15 protein-coding genes are annotated in these 22,039 nt (G+C 43.7%); 6 read left to right on the forward strand and 9 right to left on the reverse strand.

Annotated elements, in window-relative coordinates; genetic code table 11:
• Positions 1–88 precede the first annotated feature (88 nt).
• Together exbD and exbB are read right to left on the reverse strand one after the other, a co-directional pair.
• Positions 89–529 carry a TonB system transport protein ExbD gene (exbD, locus tag H3299_RS11075; protein ID WP_182417722.1) on the reverse strand — a complete coding sequence of 147 codons (441 nt, stop codon included), beginning with the start codon at positions 527–529 and terminating at the stop codon, positions 89–91.
• A 4-nt stretch (positions 530–533) separates the two neighbouring features.
• Complete coding sequence (exbB, locus tag H3299_RS11080) at positions 534–1,763, reverse strand: tonB-system energizer ExbB (protein ID WP_246708067.1); 1,230 nt, start codon at positions 1,761–1,763, stop codon at positions 534–536.
• 580 nt (positions 1,764–2,343) lie between these two features.
• On the opposite strand from exbB, the gene H3299_RS11085 reads away from it, so the two are divergent.
• From H3299_RS11085 to H3299_RS11110, 6 genes are all read left to right on the forward strand, one after another.
• Positions 2,344–3,324, forward strand: a complete 981-nt coding sequence (locus tag H3299_RS11085) for an ABC transporter ATP-binding protein (protein WP_182417723.1) — start codon at positions 2,344–2,346, stop codon at positions 3,322–3,324.
• Positions 3,325–3,436: 112 nt separating this feature from the next.
• The gene (locus tag H3299_RS11090; protein ID WP_182417724.1) at positions 3,437–4,714 is read left to right on the forward strand and encodes an ABC transporter substrate-binding protein; all 1,278 of its coding nucleotides are present in this window, start codon (positions 3,437–3,439) and stop codon (positions 4,712–4,714) included.
• Between the two features lie 94 nt (positions 4,715–4,808).
• Positions 4,809–5,699 carry a carbohydrate ABC transporter permease gene (locus H3299_RS11095; protein ID WP_182417725.1) on the forward strand — a complete coding sequence of 297 codons (891 nt, stop codon included), beginning with the start codon at positions 4,809–4,811 and terminating at the stop codon, positions 5,697–5,699.
• Positions 5,696–6,505, forward strand: a complete 810-nt coding sequence (locus H3299_RS11100; RefSeq protein ID WP_182417726.1) for a carbohydrate ABC transporter permease — start codon at positions 5,696–5,698, stop codon at positions 6,503–6,505. The genes H3299_RS11095 and H3299_RS11100 overlap by 4 nt, the downstream gene beginning before the upstream one ends.
• A gap of 57 nt (positions 6,506–6,562) precedes the next feature.
• Positions 6,563–7,381, forward strand: coding sequence for an inositol monophosphatase (locus H3299_RS11105; protein WP_182417727.1), 819 nt, complete (start codon positions 6,563–6,565; stop codon positions 7,379–7,381).
• A 128-nt stretch (positions 7,382–7,509) separates the two neighbouring features.
• The gene (locus H3299_RS11110) at positions 7,510–8,937 is read left to right on the forward strand and encodes an RtcB family protein (RefSeq protein WP_182417728.1); all 1,428 of its coding nucleotides are present in this window, start codon (positions 7,510–7,512) and stop codon (positions 8,935–8,937) included.
• Between the two features lie 119 nt (positions 8,938–9,056).
• On the opposite strand, the gene H3299_RS11115 is transcribed toward H3299_RS11110, so the two are convergent.
• The 7 genes from H3299_RS11115 to H3299_RS11145 all read right to left on the reverse strand — a co-directional run bounded on the left by H3299_RS11115 (position 9,057) and on the right by H3299_RS11145 (position 22,013).
• Complete coding sequence (locus tag H3299_RS11115) at positions 9,057–10,661, reverse strand: SUMF1/EgtB/PvdO family nonheme iron enzyme (protein WP_182417729.1); 1,605 nt, start codon at positions 10,659–10,661, stop codon at positions 9,057–9,059.
• Positions 10,651–11,844 carry an ABC transporter permease gene (locus H3299_RS11120; protein WP_182417730.1) on the reverse strand — a complete coding sequence of 398 codons (1,194 nt, stop codon included), beginning with the start codon at positions 11,842–11,844 and terminating at the stop codon, positions 10,651–10,653. Before H3299_RS11120 ends, H3299_RS11115 begins: the two co-directional genes overlap by 11 nt.
• A complete protein-coding gene (locus H3299_RS11125; RefSeq protein WP_182417731.1) occupies positions 11,841–12,581 on the reverse strand; it encodes an ABC transporter ATP-binding protein in 741 nt (246 codons plus the stop codon). The genes H3299_RS11120 and H3299_RS11125 overlap by 4 nt, the downstream gene beginning before the upstream one ends.
• A gap of 37 nt (positions 12,582–12,618) precedes the next feature.
• A complete protein-coding gene (locus H3299_RS11130) occupies positions 12,619–14,640 on the reverse strand; it encodes a vWA domain-containing protein (protein ID WP_182417732.1) in 2,022 nt (673 codons plus the stop codon).
• Positions 14,637–15,830, reverse strand: a complete 1,194-nt coding sequence (locus H3299_RS11135; protein ID WP_182417733.1) for a hypothetical protein — start codon at positions 15,828–15,830, stop codon at positions 14,637–14,639. The genes H3299_RS11130 and H3299_RS11135 overlap by 4 nt, the downstream gene beginning before the upstream one ends.
• A 262-nt stretch (positions 15,831–16,092) precedes the next feature.
• Positions 16,093–18,792 (reverse strand): virulence factor SrfC family protein, encoded by a 2,700-nt coding sequence (locus H3299_RS11140; RefSeq protein ID WP_182417734.1) that lies wholly within the window; start codon positions 18,790–18,792, stop codon positions 16,093–16,095.
• 113 nt (positions 18,793–18,905) lie between these two features.
• Positions 18,906–22,013 (reverse strand): virulence factor SrfB, encoded by a 3,108-nt coding sequence (locus tag H3299_RS11145; RefSeq protein ID WP_182417735.1) that lies wholly within the window; start codon positions 22,011–22,013, stop codon positions 18,906–18,908.
• Between the last annotated feature and the right edge of the window lie 26 nt (positions 22,014–22,039).

Raw genomic sequence — 22,039 nt, forward strand, 5'->3', positions numbered from 1 at the left:
AAATTTTGCATTTTCTGCCATCTTTAAATTTCCAATATATTTTAAGCGCTTTTCATTGCGCCGCAGGTGGTCATTGCGCAGCAGGTGGTCATTGTGCAGCAGGCGGAGCAGAGGGAGACACCTCAAGCCCAACAAGCCCAATGCTAAAATATCCAGCCGCGCGCAGTGAATTGAATAAATCCATCATTGCACCATAATTAACATTTGTATCACCACGAATGAAAATCTTGGTTTCCTTATTATTTTCACTTTGCCTATCTAGTTCAGCAGCAAGATTTTCTAGGTTTACCGTAACATCGCCAACAAAAAGCGACTTATCTTGCTGAAGCGATAGATAGATTGGCTTATCTTCTGGCGGCTGAGCCTGCGTTGTAGATGCCGGCAATTTTACCGGAATATCGCTAGTTGCCAAAGGTGCAGCCACCATAAAAATAATCAGCAGAACCAAAATAACATCAATGAACGGCGTCACGTTAATGTCATGGTTAAGATCTAGTTCGTCACCAATTTCACCGAGTTTTGCAGCCATTATTTTACTCCGCAGTTAAGGGTTGTATAGGGCGCGGCGATTTTCTTTGGGCTTCACGAAAATCAAGATCACGGCTCACAAGGCGTTCAATGCCCGTTGATGCATCGGTTACAATCTGACGATATCCAGTAATAGATTTGGCAAGATAGTTATAAATCACAACAGCAGGAATAGCTGCAACAAGGCCAATTGCCGTTGCAAGCAATGCTTCAGCAATACCTGGCGCCACAACCGCCAAATTGGTGACTTGAGATTTTGAAATACCGATAAATGCATTCATAATACCCCAAACAGTACCAAATAGACCAACAAAGGGGCTAATTGAACCAATGGTTGCCAAAATAGCTGAGCCACCAGCCATGCGCCGGCCTGCATGGGCTTCAATACGTGATAAAGCGGATGTTACGCGCTCTTTGACACCGCTGCTACCAGCCCCATCCACTGCATTAATGGACATACGCACTTCATTGGCTGCGGCATTAACAAGGCGTCCACTGACATTTTTTTTATTGGCAAATTTTTCAATTGCTTCACTAAGACTATGCGAACTCACAATCTCCCGCACTGCATTACGCACTTTGGCTTTGGCAATACTAAGCTCAATCGTTTTGGCCACAAAAATAATCCAAGTGAGCAATGATGCCATTGCAAGACCAATCATCACGGTTTTAACTACCCAGTCGGCCTGCATAAACATGCCATAAGGAGAAAGGTCATGCGGCAGCGTTGACTTATCAATGCCAACTACGGTCTCACCTGCATTGATAGGCGGCAGCGGCTGGGCAGGTAGATTACCAGTACCTTGAGCTGTTTCACTATTTTGCGGATTGTTTATAGCTGGTGCCGTGGCATCTTGAGGAGCCGAATTTGCTGGGGCATTATTTGGGCTTGCAGGTACTTGGTTTGCAGGGGCTTGATTAGCACTTGGCGTATTAGCTGAGCTATTGTCACCATTGGCAGTTGTTGCAGGTACGATCACCGTGCCATTTGTTGGCGGAGTACTGGTCGCTTGCGCCCCATTTCCAGTTTGTGCAGTTGGTGTTGGCTGCAATACTGGTGCTTGCTGAAGAGGCGCTGTATTGGTTTGAGAATCAATTGCTTGATTAGGTACTGATAAAGCCCCCTCACCTTGAACTGGTTGTGTGGGCGCATTTTGTGCATGGCTATTGCCTGCCATTACCAATAATATGCCTAGTGTGCCCACAACTTGCTTTATTAAGCCACTCATCATCATGCCTCTTACACATCTCAAATATAATAGGAAATTTTTGGCTATTCTTACCCTTTAATAATATGATAAATCAAGTCATGTTTAATAAAAACAGCGAAAAACTCCACCAACAGCTTTATTTTATGGTTTTATGCACTATTTAACACCATTTCTTATGGCTGATATTTAGCATAGGTTGGAAGGATACCAAACAAGGGCTTATTAATGCAGCGATATTTTAATATAATCTAAAATCGTATATTTTTTGGAATCGCTCACCTATCTTAATTATACTATATCAACGGCGATAAAACTTAAAAATTACGCCGGCTAACTTAATTCAAGGTTTTGCCTAATAAGATTTGCTTAACACCAACAGAATCGCCGCTTAACCTAAGACGACGATCTTGCCCCAAATAAAAGCGCCATCACCAAAAGGAGGCTCAATATACAGAATTTTGGTGCGGATTATTGTTCATTAAGGCTGAATTTTGACGTTGTGGCTAAAATATGATTAGACTTATACGTCATAATACAGTAACGACTGGCGGCTAAAAATTAAGCGATAATATACGAATATCACAATGTAATTGATTGGGTTTGCATGTCTGAAATTATCTTTGAGCAAATTTCGCGCCAGTGGGGTGGTGTTGGCGGTGTTGATAATGTCAGCTTTAGCGTTGAAAAGGGCGATTTCTTGGTTCTTCTTGGGCCATCAGGTTGCGGTAAGTCAACAACATTGCGTTTGCTTGCTGGTCTTGAAACTAGCGATTCTGGTAAAATTTTCATAGCGGGTCGCGATGTTACGCGTTTACCGCCAAAAGACCGCAAACTTTCAATGGTTTTCCAGTCTTATGCACTTTTTCCTCATCTTAATGTTGCAGAAAATATTGTTTACGGCCTAAAGGTCCGCGGTGTTGGACGCGCTGAACGCGATGAACGTTTGAAAAAAGTTGCACAAATTGTTGGCCTTAGCCATTTGTTGGATCGTAAATCAGGGCAATTATCTGGTGGACAAAAGCAACGTGTAGCATTAGGACGCGCGATTATAGCTGAAGCTGCCGTTTGCTTAATGGATGAACCGCTTTCTAATCTTGATGCAAAATTGCGCCATGAAATGCGCACCGAAATTCGATCCTTGCAACAACGCCTTGGCATGACAATGGTCTATGTTACCCATGACCAAACCGAAGCTATGACGATGGCTGACCAAGTTGTGTTGATGAATAATGGCAAGATTGAGCAAAAGGGCGCGCCCCATGAGCTTTATCAATGCCCAACATCAACCTTTGCCGCGCGTTTTGTTGGCATGCCACCAATGAATCTTATTGAATATGAAAATCATATTATTGGTATTCGCCCTGAAGATGCGCGAATTGATACCAATAATGGTCCTTTAAAAGGTAGCGTTAAATCTGTAGAATATTTGGGTGCAGATAGCATCATTGTTGCAGATATTGCCGGACAAACTGTTTTGGTTCGTGAAGCTGGCTTTTCAAACGTAAAACCCCAAAGTGAGGTTTACATCACTTGGGACAGTGAAGCAGCTCACCATTTTAACTTACAAACTGGTATGCGCCAATAGATATTCTGTTGGCAAAATCCGATTAATCAAGGTTTAGATAACACCGATAAAAGATAATCTTTACACTTGAAGTGCCTAATATCACTTGGATTTATCATCATTGAGGGAAAAAATGAACTTTGTACAAAAAATATGCGCCGCGGCGGTCCTAGGTTGGTCGGCATTTGGCTTTACACCTGCTCAATCCACTGAGCTTACCATGTATTATCCAGTTGCCGTGGGTGGTCCGCTCACCAATGTTATGGATGATTTTGTAAAACGCTTTGAAAAAGAAAACCCAGACATTAAAATCAATGCGGTTTATTCAGGCAACTATTTTGAAACCATGACCAAAGTCATGACAGTGGTTAAGGGCGGGCAACCGCCGCAATTATCGGTTCTTTTGTCAACCGACGTATTCACCTTGCTTGAAGAAGATGCAATCGTGCCATTTGATGACATTAGTGGTGAAGATAGCAAGGATTGGTTTGATAAATTCTATCCTGCTTTTATGGCCAATGGCAATATTGATGGCAAAACCTGGAGCATTCCTTTCCAACGTTCAACTATTGTTCTTTATTATAATAAAGACGCTTTCCGTGAAGTTGGTCTTGATCCAGAACAGCCACCAAAAACTTGGGATGAAATGACTGAATATGCCCAAAAGCTAGTTAAAAAAGATAATTCTGGCAATGTAACCCGTTGGGGCGTCAAAATTCCAAGCACATTCGGTTATTGGATGTTACAAGCCTTGGCCATTGAAAATGATCATGAATTGATGAATAAGAATGGCAACGAAGTTTACTTTAACGACAACAAAACCGTTGAAGCTTTAAATTATTGGTTAGACCTTTCAAAGACCTATAATGCTAGCCCTAAAGGCAATATTGAATGGGGAACATTGCGCAGCGATTTTCTTGAGCAAAATACTGCAATGATGTGGCATACAACCGGTAATCTTACCGCAGTGAAAGAAGGCGCAAAGTTTGATTTTGGCGTTGCAATGCTACCAGAAAAAGTAAGACGCGGCTCACCAACTGGTGGCGGCAACTTCTATGTATTTAAAAAAGCTAGCCCAGAACAACAAGCCGCGGCTGTAAAATTCATCAAATGGATGACTACACCAGAGCGTGCTGCCGAATGGAGCATGAAATCTGGTTATGTTGCAACCCGTCCTGATGCTTATGACACAAAAGAGCTAAAGGCCTATAGCGAAGAGTTTCCTGTAACCCTTGTTGCTCGTGATCAACTGGCCTATGCAGTGCCTGAACTTTCAGTTTACGAAAATGGTCGCATTTATAAAATCATTAACGATGCCATTCAGGCTGTGTTAACTGGTAATCAAAGCGCAAAAGACGGGCTTGATAAGGCACAAAGCCAAGCAGAGCGCATCCTTAAACCCTATAAATAAGTCATTTTCAAAATGATCAAATATTATTGATATTCTAACAAAAATGTGGCTGGACATAAGCGCCAGCCGCATTTTTAAAATGAAGTAGAACAATATGTCAGTTTCGCGCAAGCCGATTAGTTGGAAAGAAAACATAAATGCATGGTTGCTTATAACACCAGCGATGCTTTTACTTGTGACCTTTACCTATTATCCAATTATCGCAACATTTATTTCCAGTTTCTTTTCGCAAAGCCGTTCCAAAGGCAGTTATTTTTCGGGTATGGAAAATTATCATACCATGATGAATGACGGTATTTTTTGGCAAGTTTTTGGCAATAATATTGTTTTTGCGCTTGTTACCGTTCCTGCAAGTATTGCGCTAGCAATGATGATGGCAATTTTTGTCAATGGGAAACTAAAGGGGCGCGGTTTTATGCGCCTTGCTTATTTCACACCAACGATTTTGCCAATGATTGCGGTAGCTAATATCTGGCTGTTTTTTTATACGCCGGGCTATGGATTACTAGACCAGTTTTTACAAAGCCTTGGTTTTTCAGGTCATAACTGGTTGGGTGATCCTTCAACCGTAATGGGCTGCCTTATTGTCATGGCAATATGGAAAGAAGCCGGATTTTTTATGATTTTTTATCTGGCTGCCCTCCAAAATTTATCACCAGAACTAAAAGAAGCTAGCGAAGTTGAAGGTGCAAGCCGCTGGTATTTTTTCCGGCGCGTTACTTTTCCATTGCTGATGCCAACCACACTTTTCGTCTCGATTAATGCGATTATCAACGCCTTTAAACTGGTAGATCATCTGGTTATCATGACTAAAGGTGGGCCAGATAATGCTAGCTCCCTTTTATTATACTATATTTATGAAAATGCGTTTTCTTATTGGGATACGCCCTATGCCGCAACATTAAGTGTAACCTTGATTATCGTGTTGGCGGTTATTGCAATTACTAAATTTGTTATTCTTGATCGCAGGACCCATTACCAATGAGCCGTACAACTGAATTTCTTGAAACAATTGGCGCTTGGTTTTTGGCTCTTTTATGGATCCTACCCGTGATCTATGCCTTTTGGACAGCGTTCCATCCTAGCGAATACGCGACCCGCTTCGATTTAACCGCACCGCTTACACTTGATAATTTTAAGCATGCATGGGCACAAGCACCGTTTTTACGCTATTATTTTAATACAACCTGTCTTGTATTACTTATTTTATGCGGGCAGATCATTGTTGCAACTCTTGCTGCCTATGCATTTGCGCGGTTTAATTTCATCGGCCGCGATATTTTGTTCATTCTGGTGCTTATCCAGTTGATGATTATGCCCGATGTCCTCATTGTTGAAAATTACCGCATTGTTTCAGGTCTTGGGCTACTTGATACAATCCCTGCGATGGCGCTTCCCTATATTGCGTCAGCCTTTGGCATTTTTCTACTACGGCAAACTTTTAAAAATGTTCCCAATGATCTTGTCGATGCGGCTAAGGTTGAGGGCACATCATCAATTGGTATTTTGCTAAAAGTTTTTGTGCCACTTGCAAAACCCACCTATATTGCTTTTGCCCTTGTTTCAGCAAGTTTCCATTGGAATAATTTTCTTTGGCCGCTTATTGTTACCAATTCAGTAGAAAGTCGCCCTTTAACCGTTGGTTTGGCAATTTTTGGCTCACCAGAAACTGGTGTCAACTGGTCAACCATCACCGCAGCAACAGTGATGACAATTGCCCCCCTATTAATTGCCTTTTTGTTGTTTCAACGCCAATTTGTGCAATCTTTTATGCATGCTGGTATAAAATAGGCGTGACGATTTAATTTGTAAAAGCAATAGCAACATCAAGATTATTGGAAGACCAAGATGAGCCAAGAATTTCAAGCTTCTGATTATAACATTGTTATCGAGATAGCACGCCAAGCAGGTCAATTGGCAGCGCAACATTTTAACAATATTGGGCAACTGGAAGTCATCGAAAAGGGCCATCTTGATCTTGTTTCCATTGCCGATAAGGAAGTGGAAAATTTTATCTATGGTGAAATTGACCGCCATTTTCCTGATGATGGTATTTTTGGTGAAGAAGGCGGCGCAAAGCTAAGCAAAAATGGCCGCGTATGGATCATTGATCCCATTGATGGCACATTTAATTATTTACGCGGTAGCGGCGATTGGGCTATTTCTATTGGCTTATTAGACGGTAAACAGTCAATTTTTGGTGTTGCAAATGCACCAATTCGTGGCGAGATGATTTATGGCGGTGTCAATTGCCCGCCACAACTCAATAATAGACCTTTGAAAGAATTGGCAAGCCTTGATGCTAAAAAAGCCGTCATTGATATTGCTGTCCACCCTAAATGGGCACCCATTTATGAAATGACAATGCTTGAAGAAATATTGATCCATCAAAAAATGGCCTATCGTGCAACGGGTTCCTCGGTCATTTCGCTAATGCGCGTTGCCATGGGACTAAGCGATGGCTATATCGCGGCGGGCGTTGCATCATGGGATGTGGCTGGACTTTTACCTATTTTAACCGCTTTAGGAGCAGAAAACACCCTAAATTGGCAAGATCGCCGACTTGACCAAGAAGTAAATATTTTGGTGGGTAAAAAGGGAATTATTTCGCAATTGCAAGCACTTAAAACTATTTGCTATGCACTAGAACAACAAATTACTAGCTAAAGACTATATTTGGCTTTTTGAAACTTTATAAAATTTACTTGATTTTTAAAAGCAAAGCGAATATTGAACCGTGAAATAACTCCGTATTGCTGCGGCTGCTGAACCTGCACAATTTTAGGAGTTAAGTCATGTTACATGATAAACGCCCAGTAAACATGGGCGAACATATTTTTTCATCTATTCCATATCAAGCAATTATTGCGAAAAATGAACCGCAAGGCCATTACTTACGGGCACTCGATGATTTGCGCCGCGCTTTACACGAACCGCAATTAACAAGCGATACCATTGACAATATTGTCACAACACCCGATTTTCATGCGGGCAAACCAGTACCTGTTGGGGTTGTGGTTGATACACAGCATGTCCTAATGCCTCATTTAATTGGCAATGATATTGGCTGTGGCATGCGCATGATCGTTATTGATAATGTGTCACCTGATGAATTATTGCCTGAGCTTGACGGTCATTTAAGGCATATATTATTTCAAGGTGGGCGCAATATTGCGCTGACAGGACGCAATCGCCAAGCCATTTTACAACATGGCATTTTAGGGTTATTGGATAGCTTTAAAGCAGGGCGACAAGGCTTGTTGGCTGATATTAATATTGATGCGGCATGGCACGATGTTAATCATCAAGGCGATTATGGCCATTTCAACGCGAATAGAATTATTGAAGACTTTGCTGATTTTGGCAAAGGATTAGACGAATTTCGCCATGATGCTATTTTGGGAACAATTGGTGGCGGCAACCATTTTGTTGAATTTGGTTTTGTCGATGACATTGTTGATGGTCAATTTGCCCATGCCGCAGGCTTAAAATCTAATAGTTTAGTGGTCATTATCCATAGTGGTTCATTAGATTTTGGCCAAAGAATTGGCAGCATACTGCGTGAAAAAATGCGAGAAAGTGCCGATCATAAATGTGGCCTTGATGTAGATGATAATAATAGCTTAGTGCAATTTTGTATCAATGGATATGCAAATGCCGTCAATATTGCATTTGCCAATCGCTTCTTAATTGGCTTATCAGCTATTAAAGCACTACAACGCGTTTTAAAACGCAAGGTTGAGCATCATTTGGTTTATGATGCGGCGCATAACGCTATTTGGTATGAAGATGGTGTTTATCGCCATCGAAAAGGTGCTTGCCCTGCCCGTGGTGGTGATATTATGGCAGGCAGTGCCTATCATTGGCTTGGTGAACCAGTTATTTTGCCCGGATCAATGGGGGACGGTAGTTGGCTATTAAAAGGGCTTGGCAATAAACAATTAGCACAATCATCAGCCCATGGTGCGGGTAGGCGTTTATCACGTAGCCAAGCACGAAAAAGCGCGCTGTTAAATACAAAACTGCGCGTTGTAACACCTATAGCTCACGAAAATAGTAATCTATATGGGCGTTTAGATATTCAAAAGGAACTAAAAGACCGCTTGCGTGAAGAAGCACCTGCCGCTTACCGCCCAATTGACGATGTTGTTGAACCAATGGTTAACGCCAAGATGGTAAGTAAAGTTGCCAAGATTAAACCTATTTTGACAGTAAAAGGATAGGTAATTCATTATTAAATAACATCGGCAATTAAATCTTAAATTTGGCGTTTTCTTACAAAAATTTTTAAAGAAAGCGCCAAATATTGCTCATTTTGCTAAAGCATCTTTGCCAACAAATCCTAATCAAACCATGGATGGGCGCCAATAAGTTTATCGACAATGGCACGGGTTTGGGTGACGCTGCCAGCATGATAATCGGATATTTGCTGCATAGCTTCATCCACATATCGTACCAAGGCTTGACGTTTTTGTTCAGTCAACTCACGCTTAACGATATCGCCTTGCACTGCCACCTTATTGCCTTGATCTGTTGCAATTTGCACGATAGAATCGGTATATATCGTCACAAACATATCAAAATTTTCACGTTCACGCTTAAAGCGCGTCCTTGTGCTTTCCTTCAAGTCAGCAGGAAAATCAGGATCGTTTAAATTAGCATAAAAATTATCAAGGGCGCGCGAGGCCAAATGTAATTCACGTGCCGACATGCCAGCATTAAAAATCGCGCGGCGTAAACTGCGATTTTCAACGTCATTTCGGCGTGTAAACTCGGTTTCCAAACGTGTACGCAAACCAGCAATTTCTGTTTTCAAAGGCCCTTCAATCCGCGCTTCAATTTCTTGCAATTGCATACTAGGTTGATTGGCGGCATCGCCCTCTACCTGCTTGCTTAGCTCTTTAAATGCCGCCTCTAAGCGCTCCACAGACGCTAAATCGCCAATCGATGGCGTGCTAATCACCAATCGGAAACCAGCCGTGCGGCGGCGCATTTCACCTTTTGAATCTTGCGAAAAAAATGGATATTCATCACGACGAGACGATGTTAAAGTTTCTGGATTATCTAAGAACGAACCACCGCGCACAACAAAACCACCAACTGCGCCATGCAAGCGATCAAGTCGGGTTAAGCGAAACGGATCAAGCATAATTTCTTCAGCATTTCCATAAAGATCATAAAGACCAAGAGGATTAGGATTTTTTTGGCCAATTGGCTTTGCTTTACCGCTTGCTGATTGTGCGCCATTATACCAAGCATAATCATCAATAGAGCCATTGGTAAAGAAGCGGCTATTGCTACGTTCGGCTGCACTAACCGATAGGCCTCCACGGGTGGCAAATTCCCACTCGACTTCGGTTGGTAGGCGTACATAGCCGTTTTGTGCGCCAATTGCAGTTAGCTGGGCTAGATCATCTTTATAAAGCCAAGCATTTAAACGGCGGGTAAATTCCACCGCATCATACCAACTAATACCAGTTTCAGGTAATGCATCAGGCGGCCCCATACGGGTTGGACATTTTTCGGGACTATCTGCCATCACCGCTTGATATTGCGCATGGCTAATTTCATATTTTCCCATTAAAAAGAAGTTGCCGCGCTCATTAGTTAATGCACCACTAATATGCTCTTCACGGCGATATTCCATATAAGCGCGCTCACCTTCAGTTGCTCCAAGGCTTACTGGACTGTCGCTCAAAGGTGCACTGGCAGAATTTTCGTCCATAACCACTGTTTGTACGGCACGAAATACAAGTTTGCCATCACAGGGCAAGTCAATGACAACATCGCCATCGGCAGGCTTTGGATTCCAAACGCGCGGTGTCCATTCAGCAGAAAGTGCAGTGCCGCTTAAAGCTCCCCAAGATAGGGCAGCAATACCGATAGCAGTAACACGGTGACGCCAAGATTTGAACGATGAGAAAGTGGGATTAAATTTATTCAGCACGTAGAGCCCCTCCCGGTGCAACAGTCACAAAACGCCATGCCGATAGCGCGGTGACGATGAGAATAAGGAACATGGTTGCCAAGCCTGCAGCAACAAGCTGAATTGGCTCCAAATAACAATTGGCCGCACCACTGGCAAGACCAAGAGAAAATCGACTATTGATAAAATCTGCAAGACCCAAATAAAGTCCCATTGCGGTTAGAAGCCCAATGAGGCCAGTAGTTAAACCAAAACCGGCAACGAACCAAAATATTGTTGCTCGCGATCCCCCCATAAGGCGCAAAAGCGCAATATCACGGCGATGCTTGTCAAACACACCTAAAATACTGGCACTTGCTGCACCAAAATAGGAAATGATCAGTAGGCTTGCCACCACGGCAATAATGCCATTTAATGCTTTTTCGATAGAAACCAGCTTTTCAACATCAGCCGCCCGCGAGCTTACCGGATAGCCTAGATCCTCAATCGATTGGGCTAATTTGGGCACAAATTCAATTTGCTTGGCATAAAGACGCAGATTAGCATGGCGCAAATGCCGTTCACTTATGGGGCGACCAGCAAGCTCTAAGCGATCAATCGCAAAACCATCAAGAAATGACTCAACTTCTTCAACCAATGTGGCATTGACAATCGCCTGACTGCCTGATGCTTGCGCGGCATCAATGAGCCCAGTAATTCTTAATTTTTGCACCAATGTTAGCCGATCGCTTTCACGTTGCGTTCGTAAAATTACTTCATCGCCAATTGCCACTTTTAAACTATCGGCAACACGTTTTGAAATAACCGTTTCACCTAACTTTGGTGGTGCAACATTTTGCGGTAAAAGTGGATCTCCCTCGCCGCCCGGCAATAGCGAGATCGCCTCCCGCCCACCGTGACTTGCAGGTGATAGCCAAGCGCGCGCTGCAAGGCCGCGCGTAGTTGGTTGAAAAAAGCCAACGCCTTCAAGCCCTTTAATCTTAGCAAGTTCTGCAACTCCCAAAGGATGATCACCAATGAGTCGTATTTCAAGATTGCGTGGGTCGTTGCGCAACTCATTAACAAGCGCGGTCAATGTACCACTTTTTAGCCCCCATAAGACTAGAATGGGGGCAAGCATAGCAGCAAGCACCAAAAGCGATAAAAATGCTCCGCGTGGATGGCCAAAAATTGTGCGAAGCCCTAGATAGAAGCCAAGCCTCATACCTGCACCTCGCTTGTTGTGTCATATAAAACCGCTTGCGAAAAACCAGGTTTGATATTTTCGCGCTCAACCTTTACCAAACTAAAGCCATGACGCGTTGCCAAGCTAACATCATGGGTAATCATTACTATGGCAGTGCCAGTATGCTCGGCAACACTGGTAATCATCTCCATGCAAATATTGGCGGTTTCATCATCCAATGCACCAGTTGGTTCATCACACATCAAAAACGCCGGCCGATGAGCAAGCGCACGAGCAATCGCTGTTCTTTGTCTCTGCCCTATCGACAAATCCTTGGGACGAGCATCGCCATCATTACCAAGTCCAACTGCTTGCAAAAGCGCCATGATATAATTATCATCGCGCCGCCCTGCCAATTTTTGCTGAACGGCAACATTTTCCTTAACCGTCAAAAAAGAAAAAAGCGGGCTAGTTTGTACAACATAGCCGAAAAGATGGGCACGCAATTGCGCAAGCCTTGCATTTTCGCGGCGAATAGCTTTGGCACTAACATCAATTGTGCCAAACTCATCGCCAATAAGTTCGAAATAATCAGATGTTTGTGGGCGGCTAGCAAGAGCCAATAAATCCATTGCAGTTGTTTTGCCTGATCCCGTCGCCCCAACAATTGCTTTTTTATCGCCTTCTTGTAGCGAAAATGAAGGAATATGAAGACAAAAAGAACGCTCACGATCAGTGAGCGTTTTTGTCATGTTTTCAACAACAATACGAGCCAAAACAATGTCCTTAATTTGTTACCATAAAGGCAAAGGATCACGGTAAGCGATCAAGTGAAATAGTTGTGACGAACTCACCAGCCGCAGCATCAGACTGCAATTGCAACCAAGCATTTGGATCATTGTGCACCCGCTCATAAAAAGCAAGCTTCGATTTTAAGTCCAAAATACGATCGCGCTGCTGAGAGGCTGGCATTTGTACCCAATCCTCAGGGGTAAGGTTAAGAATTTGACTGGTATAGGGTAAACCTTCCAAATATTCGCCAAAAGCATCCCCAAGCGGCGCATCAGCTGCCAATTGCCGTGGATCATTAGAAGCACGCGCCGCCAAATCACGAATATCACGGAAAAATTCCATCGGATCGCCGCTCATAACCTCACTGCGATTAACAATAGTGCGTAACGTTTCAGATAAGGTTGAAAGTTGGTTTTTGGTGAGCATGATACGAATATCAAGGGCTGGTTTAATAGCCGGCTGGTCAAAGTCACGATCTATCGTCCAAGCCTCATAAAAAGCTGGTGCGGCCGCATTTTCGCGCCGTCCTAAAAACTCAAGTTGCATGGCGCGGCTCGCGCGCGCAATTTGCGCCGGTGCTGAATTATCATCTTCAGCCGGTGCTTCAGTTAAACGACCAGCAGCAATATTGTTTAAATCGGTTACAATTTGGGTCGCGGCTGGGCGAATTTGATCAATAAACCCTGATACATCGGTCGTCGTAATTGGCGTATAAAGGGTACCACCGGCAATACGCGACAAGCGGCGATAGGCATCTTCGGCATATTGATGGTCGCGTGCGCCTTCAGGGGTACGCACATGCAAGGTAGTGATGCGGATACCTTTTTTGCGGGCTAACTCATTAATTTCGTCAACAAACAAAGAGCCCGCAAAATTATCGCCATGTTCTGGTTTTCTTGGACCTGCGTCTGTAATCAAGATCATATATTTTAAATCAAACGCATCCCAATCGCCGGCCTCAAGCCCTGCAAATACACCGCCAAGGGCATCTTCATTAATACCTTGGGTTGAGCGAGTTGCCGTTTTCATTTTGCTAATTTCAGTTACAAAATCATCGGCGGTGGCAGTTGGCGTCAAACGCTGAAATACTTTGACATGATAGCCAATACCGCGATTGGTTGTCTCATTTTGGCGAAAGCCAATAAGTCCAAAATTAATTGGCTTACCTGAATCTTCAATATCGCCCTTCAAGGTTAAAACGGCATCACGCGTTGCATCAATATAAGGCTGCATCGAAATGGTTGTATCAATGACAAACATCACGCCAGTTTTAGGCTGTTGATTGCCAGCTTGCTGCGCATTTGGATCATTTGCCGGTTGGTTAGGTGAATTGGGGTTTTGCTGCCCCTGATTTTGTGCAGTTGCCGGTGTTTGCTGAGATTGCTCGCTTTGAGTAATCGAACCAACCCCTAAGAATGTGCCTTCTGCATCATCATGCAACCATCCTTTTTCAAAATCCAAAATAGGCAAGAGATAAAATTTTTCATCAATTGACGGAATATTTTCAGGCTCCAAAGCGATAACTGGACTACCTTGTTGCCCTGGATTTTGACGAAGGGCTGCAATTTTTTCTTTAACGTCACTTGCACCAATCACATTAACAAGCTTATTTTTATCTGCAAAGAAAAGCTGCCTTTGGCGACCAACTTCGACGCGATTATTAAAAGCTGCAACAATTGAGTGTTTCCAATCGACCGCAAATTCTTGTTTTATCCAACCCTGCGTTGCGCCGCGGCTATTACCTGCCACTTCCAAAACACCATTTTGACGAGCAAAAACATAATAAATTTCAAAGGCAGGTAATGGCTTACCAGCGCTATCGGGTGAATTGCTTTTCGGCAACAAAATTGCGCCCGGCTTAGTGACGATGCGTTGATAAAGGGTTTGCCGCCCTTCTTGCTTTAAAGCTTCACGGTCAGCATTTTGCGCATTAACCTGCGTCAATGACAGTATTGCAACGAGCAGGCTTACAAGCGCAAGACCTACGAGGCGACCCAAATATTGAACATAATTTGGCGCTAAAGAGCGAAAAGCATGGTTCATTGGCAGTAATCCTGAAAGGTTGTGCGTTCATCCGCTGTACCAGAATAGCGTTTTTCACGTAAATTATTGCAAAGACGGGTTATATTTTCACGCATGGTAGCATCTTGCTCGGCCAATTTGGTCCAGCTTTCAAAAGCACGGCGAATATTGGGAGGTGTTATACGATCATTGCCGGTGGCATCTGATGTTGGATCATTAGCCTTGGCATACCACTCAAGTGCTGCACGATTGCCTCTTTCACCAGAACGATAAATTGCTTCAAAACCAATATCAGTATTGCCACCCTCATCATTACGTAAAGTCCGGCCAAGATCAAAAAGTCGCTGCGGATCAGTATCAGGTGCGGTGATAAGTGCGCTCCAGCCATCAGGGCCAAGCGCAAAATCTCGTTGAACCTGTGTTTGCTCAACGACTGGCTCTGGTGTTGTTGGATCTGGTGTTGTTGGATCTGGCGTTACTGGTGGTTCTTCTCCACCTGTAACGGGCGGTGTTGCCGGTGAACCACCCGCAACCTGTTCTGTGTTTTGATTTAAAAATGAACTATAGATAAAATATCCACCAGCAATGATAGCAACACACGCAATAAGACCAATTATCACAAAAGGCACAACCATTGATTTTTTCTTTGGCACATTGGCACCAAAATTATTTTGGCCAGCAAGAGCAGCATTTACCGCACGTTTAACATCTTCATTCTTTGGATTTTCATCGGTTTGCGGTTGCCGAGGTGCGCGCGGTGTCTCCTCAAACATTTTAATCTCAGGCTCTGGTTCCGGCTCATCCTTTGACTGAGGTGCTGTCGGCTCTGGTTCAAAAACCGGCTCAATCTTTTGCGCTATTTTTGCTTTGCCGCCATCAACCACACTGTTTCGGCTCTTTTTAGGAGCCGGTGTCACAGGAGGCCAAAATGCAAAAAATGCAACCTTACCAGCCTTTACGGTTACGGCTTCACCATCAAGGACATAATCCACCACATCGGGCCCAAGCAAAACACGTGCGCCACTCGCCATTGGGTCAATTTGTATAGGATCAATACCAAAAGATTGCGCCTGCCAACCATTGGGCCCTAGATTACCTGCAGTATCGGAGTCGCGTGTAATATAAATGACTGCATCCTCAGCAATAGGTTCATCGAAAATCAACCATGCATGACCGGGGCCAAATTCCAGAGCGGCAATGATCTCAGCCATTTTTTCCTCTTCCACATTAATTTTAAAGATGACAAATCTTAAAATAAGTTTGCCTATTACAAATACAAGTTACCCAAACTGTAAAGACCTTTCCATTTGAAAATGGAAAATAGTTTTTTACGCACAGTAATTTAACTTATACTCTGCTCATTTTAAAACCTTAAATGTACAGAGTATAGTGGTTTTCTAATTATTCATCTTTTGTATTTGTTTTTAAGCAAATCAAATACAAGCATCATAATTTAAAACTATGCAACAATCGCTATTCGACTGGATGCAACGCATCAATAATTCGCCCCAAAGCGGCATTTTGTTCGATATCTATGGTTAAACCCTCTTCACTTTTAGCATTATCACTGGCAAGTGCCATAAAGGCAATCGCCCAATCTTCTAGCGTCGTCAAATAGGGTGTTGCAGGCTCAAGACCAATATTTTTTGCATTAAACGGTGATGGACCATGATCAAAGACAATGCGTGGTGGCTCGGCATAGTCATTTTTGGGTCGCTCATTCTTTTCCATGAGTGAAGCGCCTAGATCGGCGATAAAGCGATTAAGAAAACGCTCACTCACCAAAGCGGCTTTAGAAATTTGCTCATCACGGCGATCAACAAAGGCAACCCGTTTGATGGTTTCCGCCATAATATCAGGCATTTTTAGGCGTTTAGCAGCAAAAACAATATCATCAACCATTTCGCGTAAGTGGTTAGGATCCATCTTAGTTTCAATCAAGAAATGCGGATTATCAACTTGGCGATAAAGATGGCTTATCCAAGTTGCTATGGCTGCACTAACAAATTTCCCCTCACGGCGATTATTGGCGCTAGTCTCAACTGGTACCGCATCACCACTCTCATCGCCCGTATTTTCTTTTTTCTCCCATGGACGCAAGCGGCGCGGCGCGCTTGGTGCTGCCACCGCATCCTGGCTAATAGGGTGGCGATCCATTTCAATCAAGGCTTCATAAAGCTGATCGGTGATGCTAGCATTATCAAGCATTAAACCACGAAGCAATGTACCAAAACGGTGATAGTTTTCCTCTGCCGTATAAAGAGCGTCGACCACATTGCGTGCAATTTCTTCACGCTCTGCTAAGCGTTTGCCAAGATCTGTTGTTGTATAAAATGGCTTTAATATTGCTAATAAATCCATATTTAACTTGTTAAGGCGGAAAGCAATTTGTTGATATTTTATCTCTGGGCGACAAACGGGGGCAAGGCTTTTAGCAATATAGCTCGCACCGCCATCATTAACCCGCATCATTTCATCAAAGGCAGTTTGTGGGTCGTTAAAATGCTCTTGCACATAATCGGTTTCTAAAAACCCATCACGCAATTCTTTGACCCAATCCTTACGGTCTTCGCGTATATCCACCTCACGCCCACCATCAAAGGTAAACATATCGGCATTCATAACATTGGGATTACGCATTAAAAACATATTGCGAAATGGCTCATTCGGTGTCCATTGTTTGACCCATGAATCGGGGCTTGAACCAAAAGGCTTAATCAATGATGCCATCATCCGCCCTTCAAACCGCGTTTTTAACCCCATGGAAGAGTCATTGGCCTTTTTTTCAAAATGCATATCAAAACGGGTTAATACAAAGTATAATAGTGGCGGTTTACCAATACGTTCATTTGGCCGCGCACCATGGGTGGTTGCAATCCAATTGGCTGCAACATCGGCAAGCTGATTAACATCTAGATTGCTTTCTTTAACGCAAAACAGCATGGCGGTAATATCTTGCTCATTGCAGTAACGTTGAAAAAGATATTCAACCTTACCGCGCAAAATAAGCGAAGCCATGGTTTCGCGCGGCGCTTCGCTTAAAAAACGCGCTAAACCTTTTGTGCCGCCTTCATCATCTTCGCCGCTGCCTTGCGGCAAACCACGGGTTCGATAGCCGGGAAAATCGAGCAAATCCGTATGCTCGAAAAAAGGCCAAGGATTATCAGCAAGGTTAATCAATAGTTCGGCAGTAAGGGCGGTAATAATCGGCTTATTGAGCGAAACAATTTTACCATTTGGCGTTGCTACATCAAGCTTAACCGCGTCTTCTTCAATAATATCGCTTAAGGTTTCAACATCAAGGATAGATTGCTGGTCTTCTGCTGAAATATCAATAGCACTAAACGGCACAAATACTTCTTCAGCAAAATTCAAGCTTTGCAAGCTTTTTACAAGATTAAGATAAACATCGCTGATTGCCTGATGACGACCCCATAAAAGCGATAAAAATTCTGCGAGTTTTGGCAAACTAAGACGCGGCGCAATATCTGCTGCAACTACCCAAAATGAGCCAAGACGTTTGGTTAATTCAAACTCGGCAAGGGTCTTGTTAAAATATTCTTCCAAGCCCCAAATATCTTCAATGGTAAGACCATTAGGCTCGCCACTATCACCTGCACTTTGTACCGCCTTATTACGAAAAGGCGCAAGAAAAGCCTTAATTTCATCTTCTGTTGGCCAAGTCTCATATCGCCCTGGTTGACCATCAAAAAAATAAGCATTGGCAAAAATCTTGATAAGATCGGCATGGCTTAACAGCCGCAAATGCACAGGAAAACCATCGGGAGCAGCTTTTGGATCACGAATAGTAAAGCGGGTTACAAGACCGGTTGCTTCTTTACCGCGATCTGGATTAATCGTTGTAATATAATTAACTGGCTTGTCCATACCTTGGAAACGCGCCATTAAAGCGTCGCCCTTACGGGCTAGCACTGAAATCAAGTGTGATTTTCCCACTTGGCTTGCACCAAATACCGCAACCGCCATTGGCCGGCGAGCAGCTTTCGATAACTGACCAGCATTAACAATACCAAGGCGCAAGGCGCGCTCAAGACGGGCTGCTTGATCGCCAACCAATGCGCGATTATTAGCCTTTTGCAACCAATCAAGCGCCGCACGTGCAGTCTCTTTGGTGGTATCGGCTGCCAAGCCCAAATTTTCATTCGCCTTCATGCTACTTACCTATTGCAAGTGGTTTTAACCAAAGCCAATTAAAACCACGATAAAACAACTATAATCTTTTGTGACGAAATATTGCGTTTATTTAAAGTGCAATATTTCACATTTTATAAAACCGTTAATGTGCCAGAATCCAGCCAATATTCACTTGATTTATCATCAAGCTGCAAAGTACAGAATGTCAAATTGATGGAACGGCGTACATCACCGCCATTAGCATCCCATGCTTCTCTAATAGTCAGCTCTTCTTTAGATGCCTCTTGTTCTAACACCGACGCACTATCGCCGCTTTCGTCCTCTTGCACCTCGCGAGCAATGGTGATTTCAATAGGACGGGGAACATTGCCAGCTCCTTCATCAATCGATAATTGATAAAGCGGATTGGTAATCCAGCGTTGCAATGGCAATTGCCTAAACCCTAGCCGCGCACGTGTGTAAATTTTTAACTTATGCTCGGCTTCAACAGCGCCATTTTGCTGTAATTCTTCAGCTGTAAACAACACCCGTGATTGCTCAAGAACGCCATCACTACCAAGTTCACCAATATAGGCAGCAGTAGAACGCATTTGCAATTTATGGGTTTGCAAGCTGAAATTTACAATTGAACCTTCGGCTAAAGCACAAAGCATTGCGCCAACAACAGCGGTGGTTTTAGGATCACCAATCGTCACATCACTGCGCGAGCGGAATGGATACCAAATATCAACCCGATACCGATGTAGTGGTTGTATCTTATCAGGAGTAACGGCAAGGCTATTTTCCAAATATTCGTGAATAGCCGGCAAACGCGATGGCCTACCTGAAAGCAATACCTTATCACAATCAAAATGGCTAATGGCTTCACTTAAGCAATCAAGCGCGATTTGCAACGTTTCATTGATTGCCGAGCGTAAACGCTGGAAATCAAGATCAATTGGTGTGTCGCCAATATTAAAATCAACCGCGCCGCCGGCACGTGCTGCTTCATGAACATAAGCAAGGTCAAGATAATTATCTTTAAGTAAAGCTGGCACCAATTCATCAAGACGCTTGGTATGAATGGCTTCATAGCGGTCTTGCCCAGATTCTTCATAGGCTGACATAAGCCCAAGGGCTGCTGGCATTAGAACTTTAATCACCGTTTCGCGGCGCTGATCCTTAATCTGCTCGGCCATATTGGAGCGGTCACCACCAAAAAGCTCATTTAAAATGGCGCGTGGGTTACCTGCCCCACATGCGCTTAATTGACGTGAAATTGCCGGTAAAATTAACCGCTCAATCACCGATTTTGTAATATCATCACCAGCAATACCAATGCCTTCACGGAAAGTTTGCACAGGAACCAAAGCGCGATCATCATTTTGATAATAGGTGGTAATCATCAAATCCGATGTACCGCCGCCAATATCAATACTGGCAATACGTAATGATGGTTCAAGCGGTGTATCTGGCTTAGGCTCTTGCCCCGCTTCAAAACGTTGGCGCGGCTTACCGAACAGATCAAAATATTCAACAATACGTCCACCAAAGCGGCGACTTATTTCGCTATAGAGCCAAACAAATTGAACACAGGTTGCCTCATCCCATGATACTTGTACCGTTGGGCGAGCAAGGCTTGGGCTTGAAGATTGATGCCAATCCATCAACTCCCATAAAAGATTAACCGCTCCTTCAACCCGCGAGCGCATAAGCCGTTGTTCAAGCGTTGGCAAGGCTGATGGCAAGGTCATAATCACGCGGCGCAAACGGCGCGGTGCATTGCTTTGCTTACGTTCGGCACGCACTTGCGGATTATTAATCATAGCAATGGCTTGAAATAGAATTTCAGCAATCATTAAAGAATAAAGCGATGAGCGCGAATAGGATAAAGCCGGACTTGGCTGCATTAATTCGCTATCACTTCTTTTGCCATAAAGCCGCTTATATAAAGCACGATCTTTGCGTATTTGCGAAATCACATCGCCATTGCGGTTTAAAAACCGCCGCACGATGCGGCTAATTGGCGGTGCAGCACCATCAGCCAAATATTGCGAAGCTGGAAAACGCCAAGACTGGTTAACTTCTTGCACATCCCATAAATAGCGTTTTGGGCTAGATATACCACCAACAGCGGCAGTACCGCCCTTGATTGCGCGTAGGCGCGATGCTTCTGGCCCAACCCGCACAACACCTGGCCATAGGAACGCCCGTTGCCGCCCCGATAGACGTGACAATATATCATCACCAAAGGTGGCTTGTGAAAACTCGATATTACTGTCAAAAGGTTCACTATATTGCAATTCTGGACGCTCAAGATCACGTAAAGACAAAATCATCGAATTATTAAGATCGACATTATCCTCATTAGGGTAATTCTCAATCAGCAAACCGCAAGTACGGCTATTACCAATATCAAGAACGAGGTCAACATCAACCGGCCGTACATGGGATTGCCCTGAAATTGTATCCATAAAGCGCACTTTTGGAATCGTGCAACCAATGCCCAATAATTCAATAAAAGTAAACCAACGCGCCGCATGTTCAAGCGCAAAACGCCGATCACTCTCGCGCAGTTTGCGGCCTAATTCTGTTTCTCGATGGGCAACAAAAAGATTTTCAATCCAGCTTAAAGCCCAGCTTTGAAAATCCATTTCCTCGCCGCTAATTGGGTGCTTGCGTGGGTCGCCCAAAAACCAACCATTGCGGCTAATCATGCTTACCAGAGAAAATTCTTGCGGATTAAGAATATCATTGGCAATGGGTGCCGTATAAGGCCATGGTCGTGATTGTGGATCGCCACTACCGCCGCCATGCTGTTCCACCGCTGTATCAAAGGCAAAAACCGCCATATGCGAAGGTGCATCTGCATCATCGCTATGCGGTGCTTTAATAACCCTCACCCGCGACCAATTGGTTGGGCCAGTGTCATAATTTTCTAAACCATTAGCATCACGTCCTGGCAATGCCCGTAAAAACGGCAATGGTACCCATTGATTTAAAAATGGTTCCAAGGCTTTATTTTTATTGACCGAATATTCCTCATCACCCTCTTCGCTAAAATAAGGCGCATCTGCTTGCGGATCAATTTCATTCCAGCCTGGAAACAGCCGGAATACCGGTTTACCGTCACTACGCACTTCCATGCGCTTTTCAATAAAAGGCCGATCAAAACGGCTAATTTTATCAAAAGCAAAAGGCAGCGTTACAAATTGAATACCGCTGTTTGGAACAAGAACAATATCTTTTGGCTCGATCATTAGGTGTGCTTCATTCTGTTTTAATT

Origin of the sequence: Bartonella sp. HY038, from assembly GCF_014117425.1 — a bacterium.
Taxonomy (GTDB): Bacteria; Pseudomonadota; Alphaproteobacteria; order Rhizobiales; family Rhizobiaceae; genus HY038.

What these genes read in the sequence shown, in the direction of transcription:
- H3299_RS11145 (WP_182417735.1), bottom strand. Translation starts at nt 22,013, where the DNA reads ATGATCGAGCCAAAAGATATTGTTCTTGTTCCAAACAGCGGTATTCAA.
- H3299_RS11135 (WP_182417733.1), bottom strand. Translation starts at nt 15,830, where the DNA reads ATGGCTGAGATCATTGCCGCTCTGGAATTTGGCCCCGGTCATGCATGG.
- H3299_RS11130 (WP_182417732.1), bottom strand. Translation starts at nt 14,640, where the DNA reads ATGAACCATGCTTTTCGCTCTTTAGCGCCAAATTATGTTCAATATTTG.
- H3299_RS11100 (WP_182417726.1), top strand. Translation starts at nt 5,696, where the DNA reads ATGAGCCGTACAACTGAATTTCTTGAAACAATTGGCGCTTGGTTTTTG.
- exbB (WP_246708067.1), bottom strand. Translation starts at nt 1,763, where the DNA reads ATGATGATGAGTGGCTTAATAAAGCAAGTTGTGGGCACACTAGGCATA.
- H3299_RS11085 (WP_182417723.1), top strand. Translation starts at nt 2,344, where the DNA reads ATGTCTGAAATTATCTTTGAGCAAATTTCGCGCCAGTGGGGTGGTGTT.
- H3299_RS11090 (WP_182417724.1), top strand. Translation starts at nt 3,437, where the DNA reads ATGAACTTTGTACAAAAAATATGCGCCGCGGCGGTCCTAGGTTGGTCG.
- H3299_RS11110 (WP_182417728.1), top strand. Translation starts at nt 7,510, where the DNA reads ATGTTACATGATAAACGCCCAGTAAACATGGGCGAACATATTTTTTCA.
- H3299_RS11095 (WP_182417725.1), top strand. Translation starts at nt 4,809, where the DNA reads ATGTCAGTTTCGCGCAAGCCGATTAGTTGGAAAGAAAACATAAATGCA.
- exbD (WP_182417722.1), bottom strand. Translation starts at nt 529, where the DNA reads ATGGCTGCAAAACTCGGTGAAATTGGTGACGAACTAGATCTTAACCAT.
- H3299_RS11140 (WP_182417734.1), bottom strand. Translation starts at nt 18,792, where the DNA reads ATGAAGGCGAATGAAAATTTGGGCTTGGCAGCCGATACCACCAAAGAG.
- H3299_RS11105 (WP_182417727.1), top strand. Translation starts at nt 6,563, where the DNA reads ATGAGCCAAGAATTTCAAGCTTCTGATTATAACATTGTTATCGAGATA.
- H3299_RS11120 (WP_182417730.1), bottom strand. Translation starts at nt 11,844, where the DNA reads ATGAGGCTTGGCTTCTATCTAGGGCTTCGCACAATTTTTGGCCATCCA.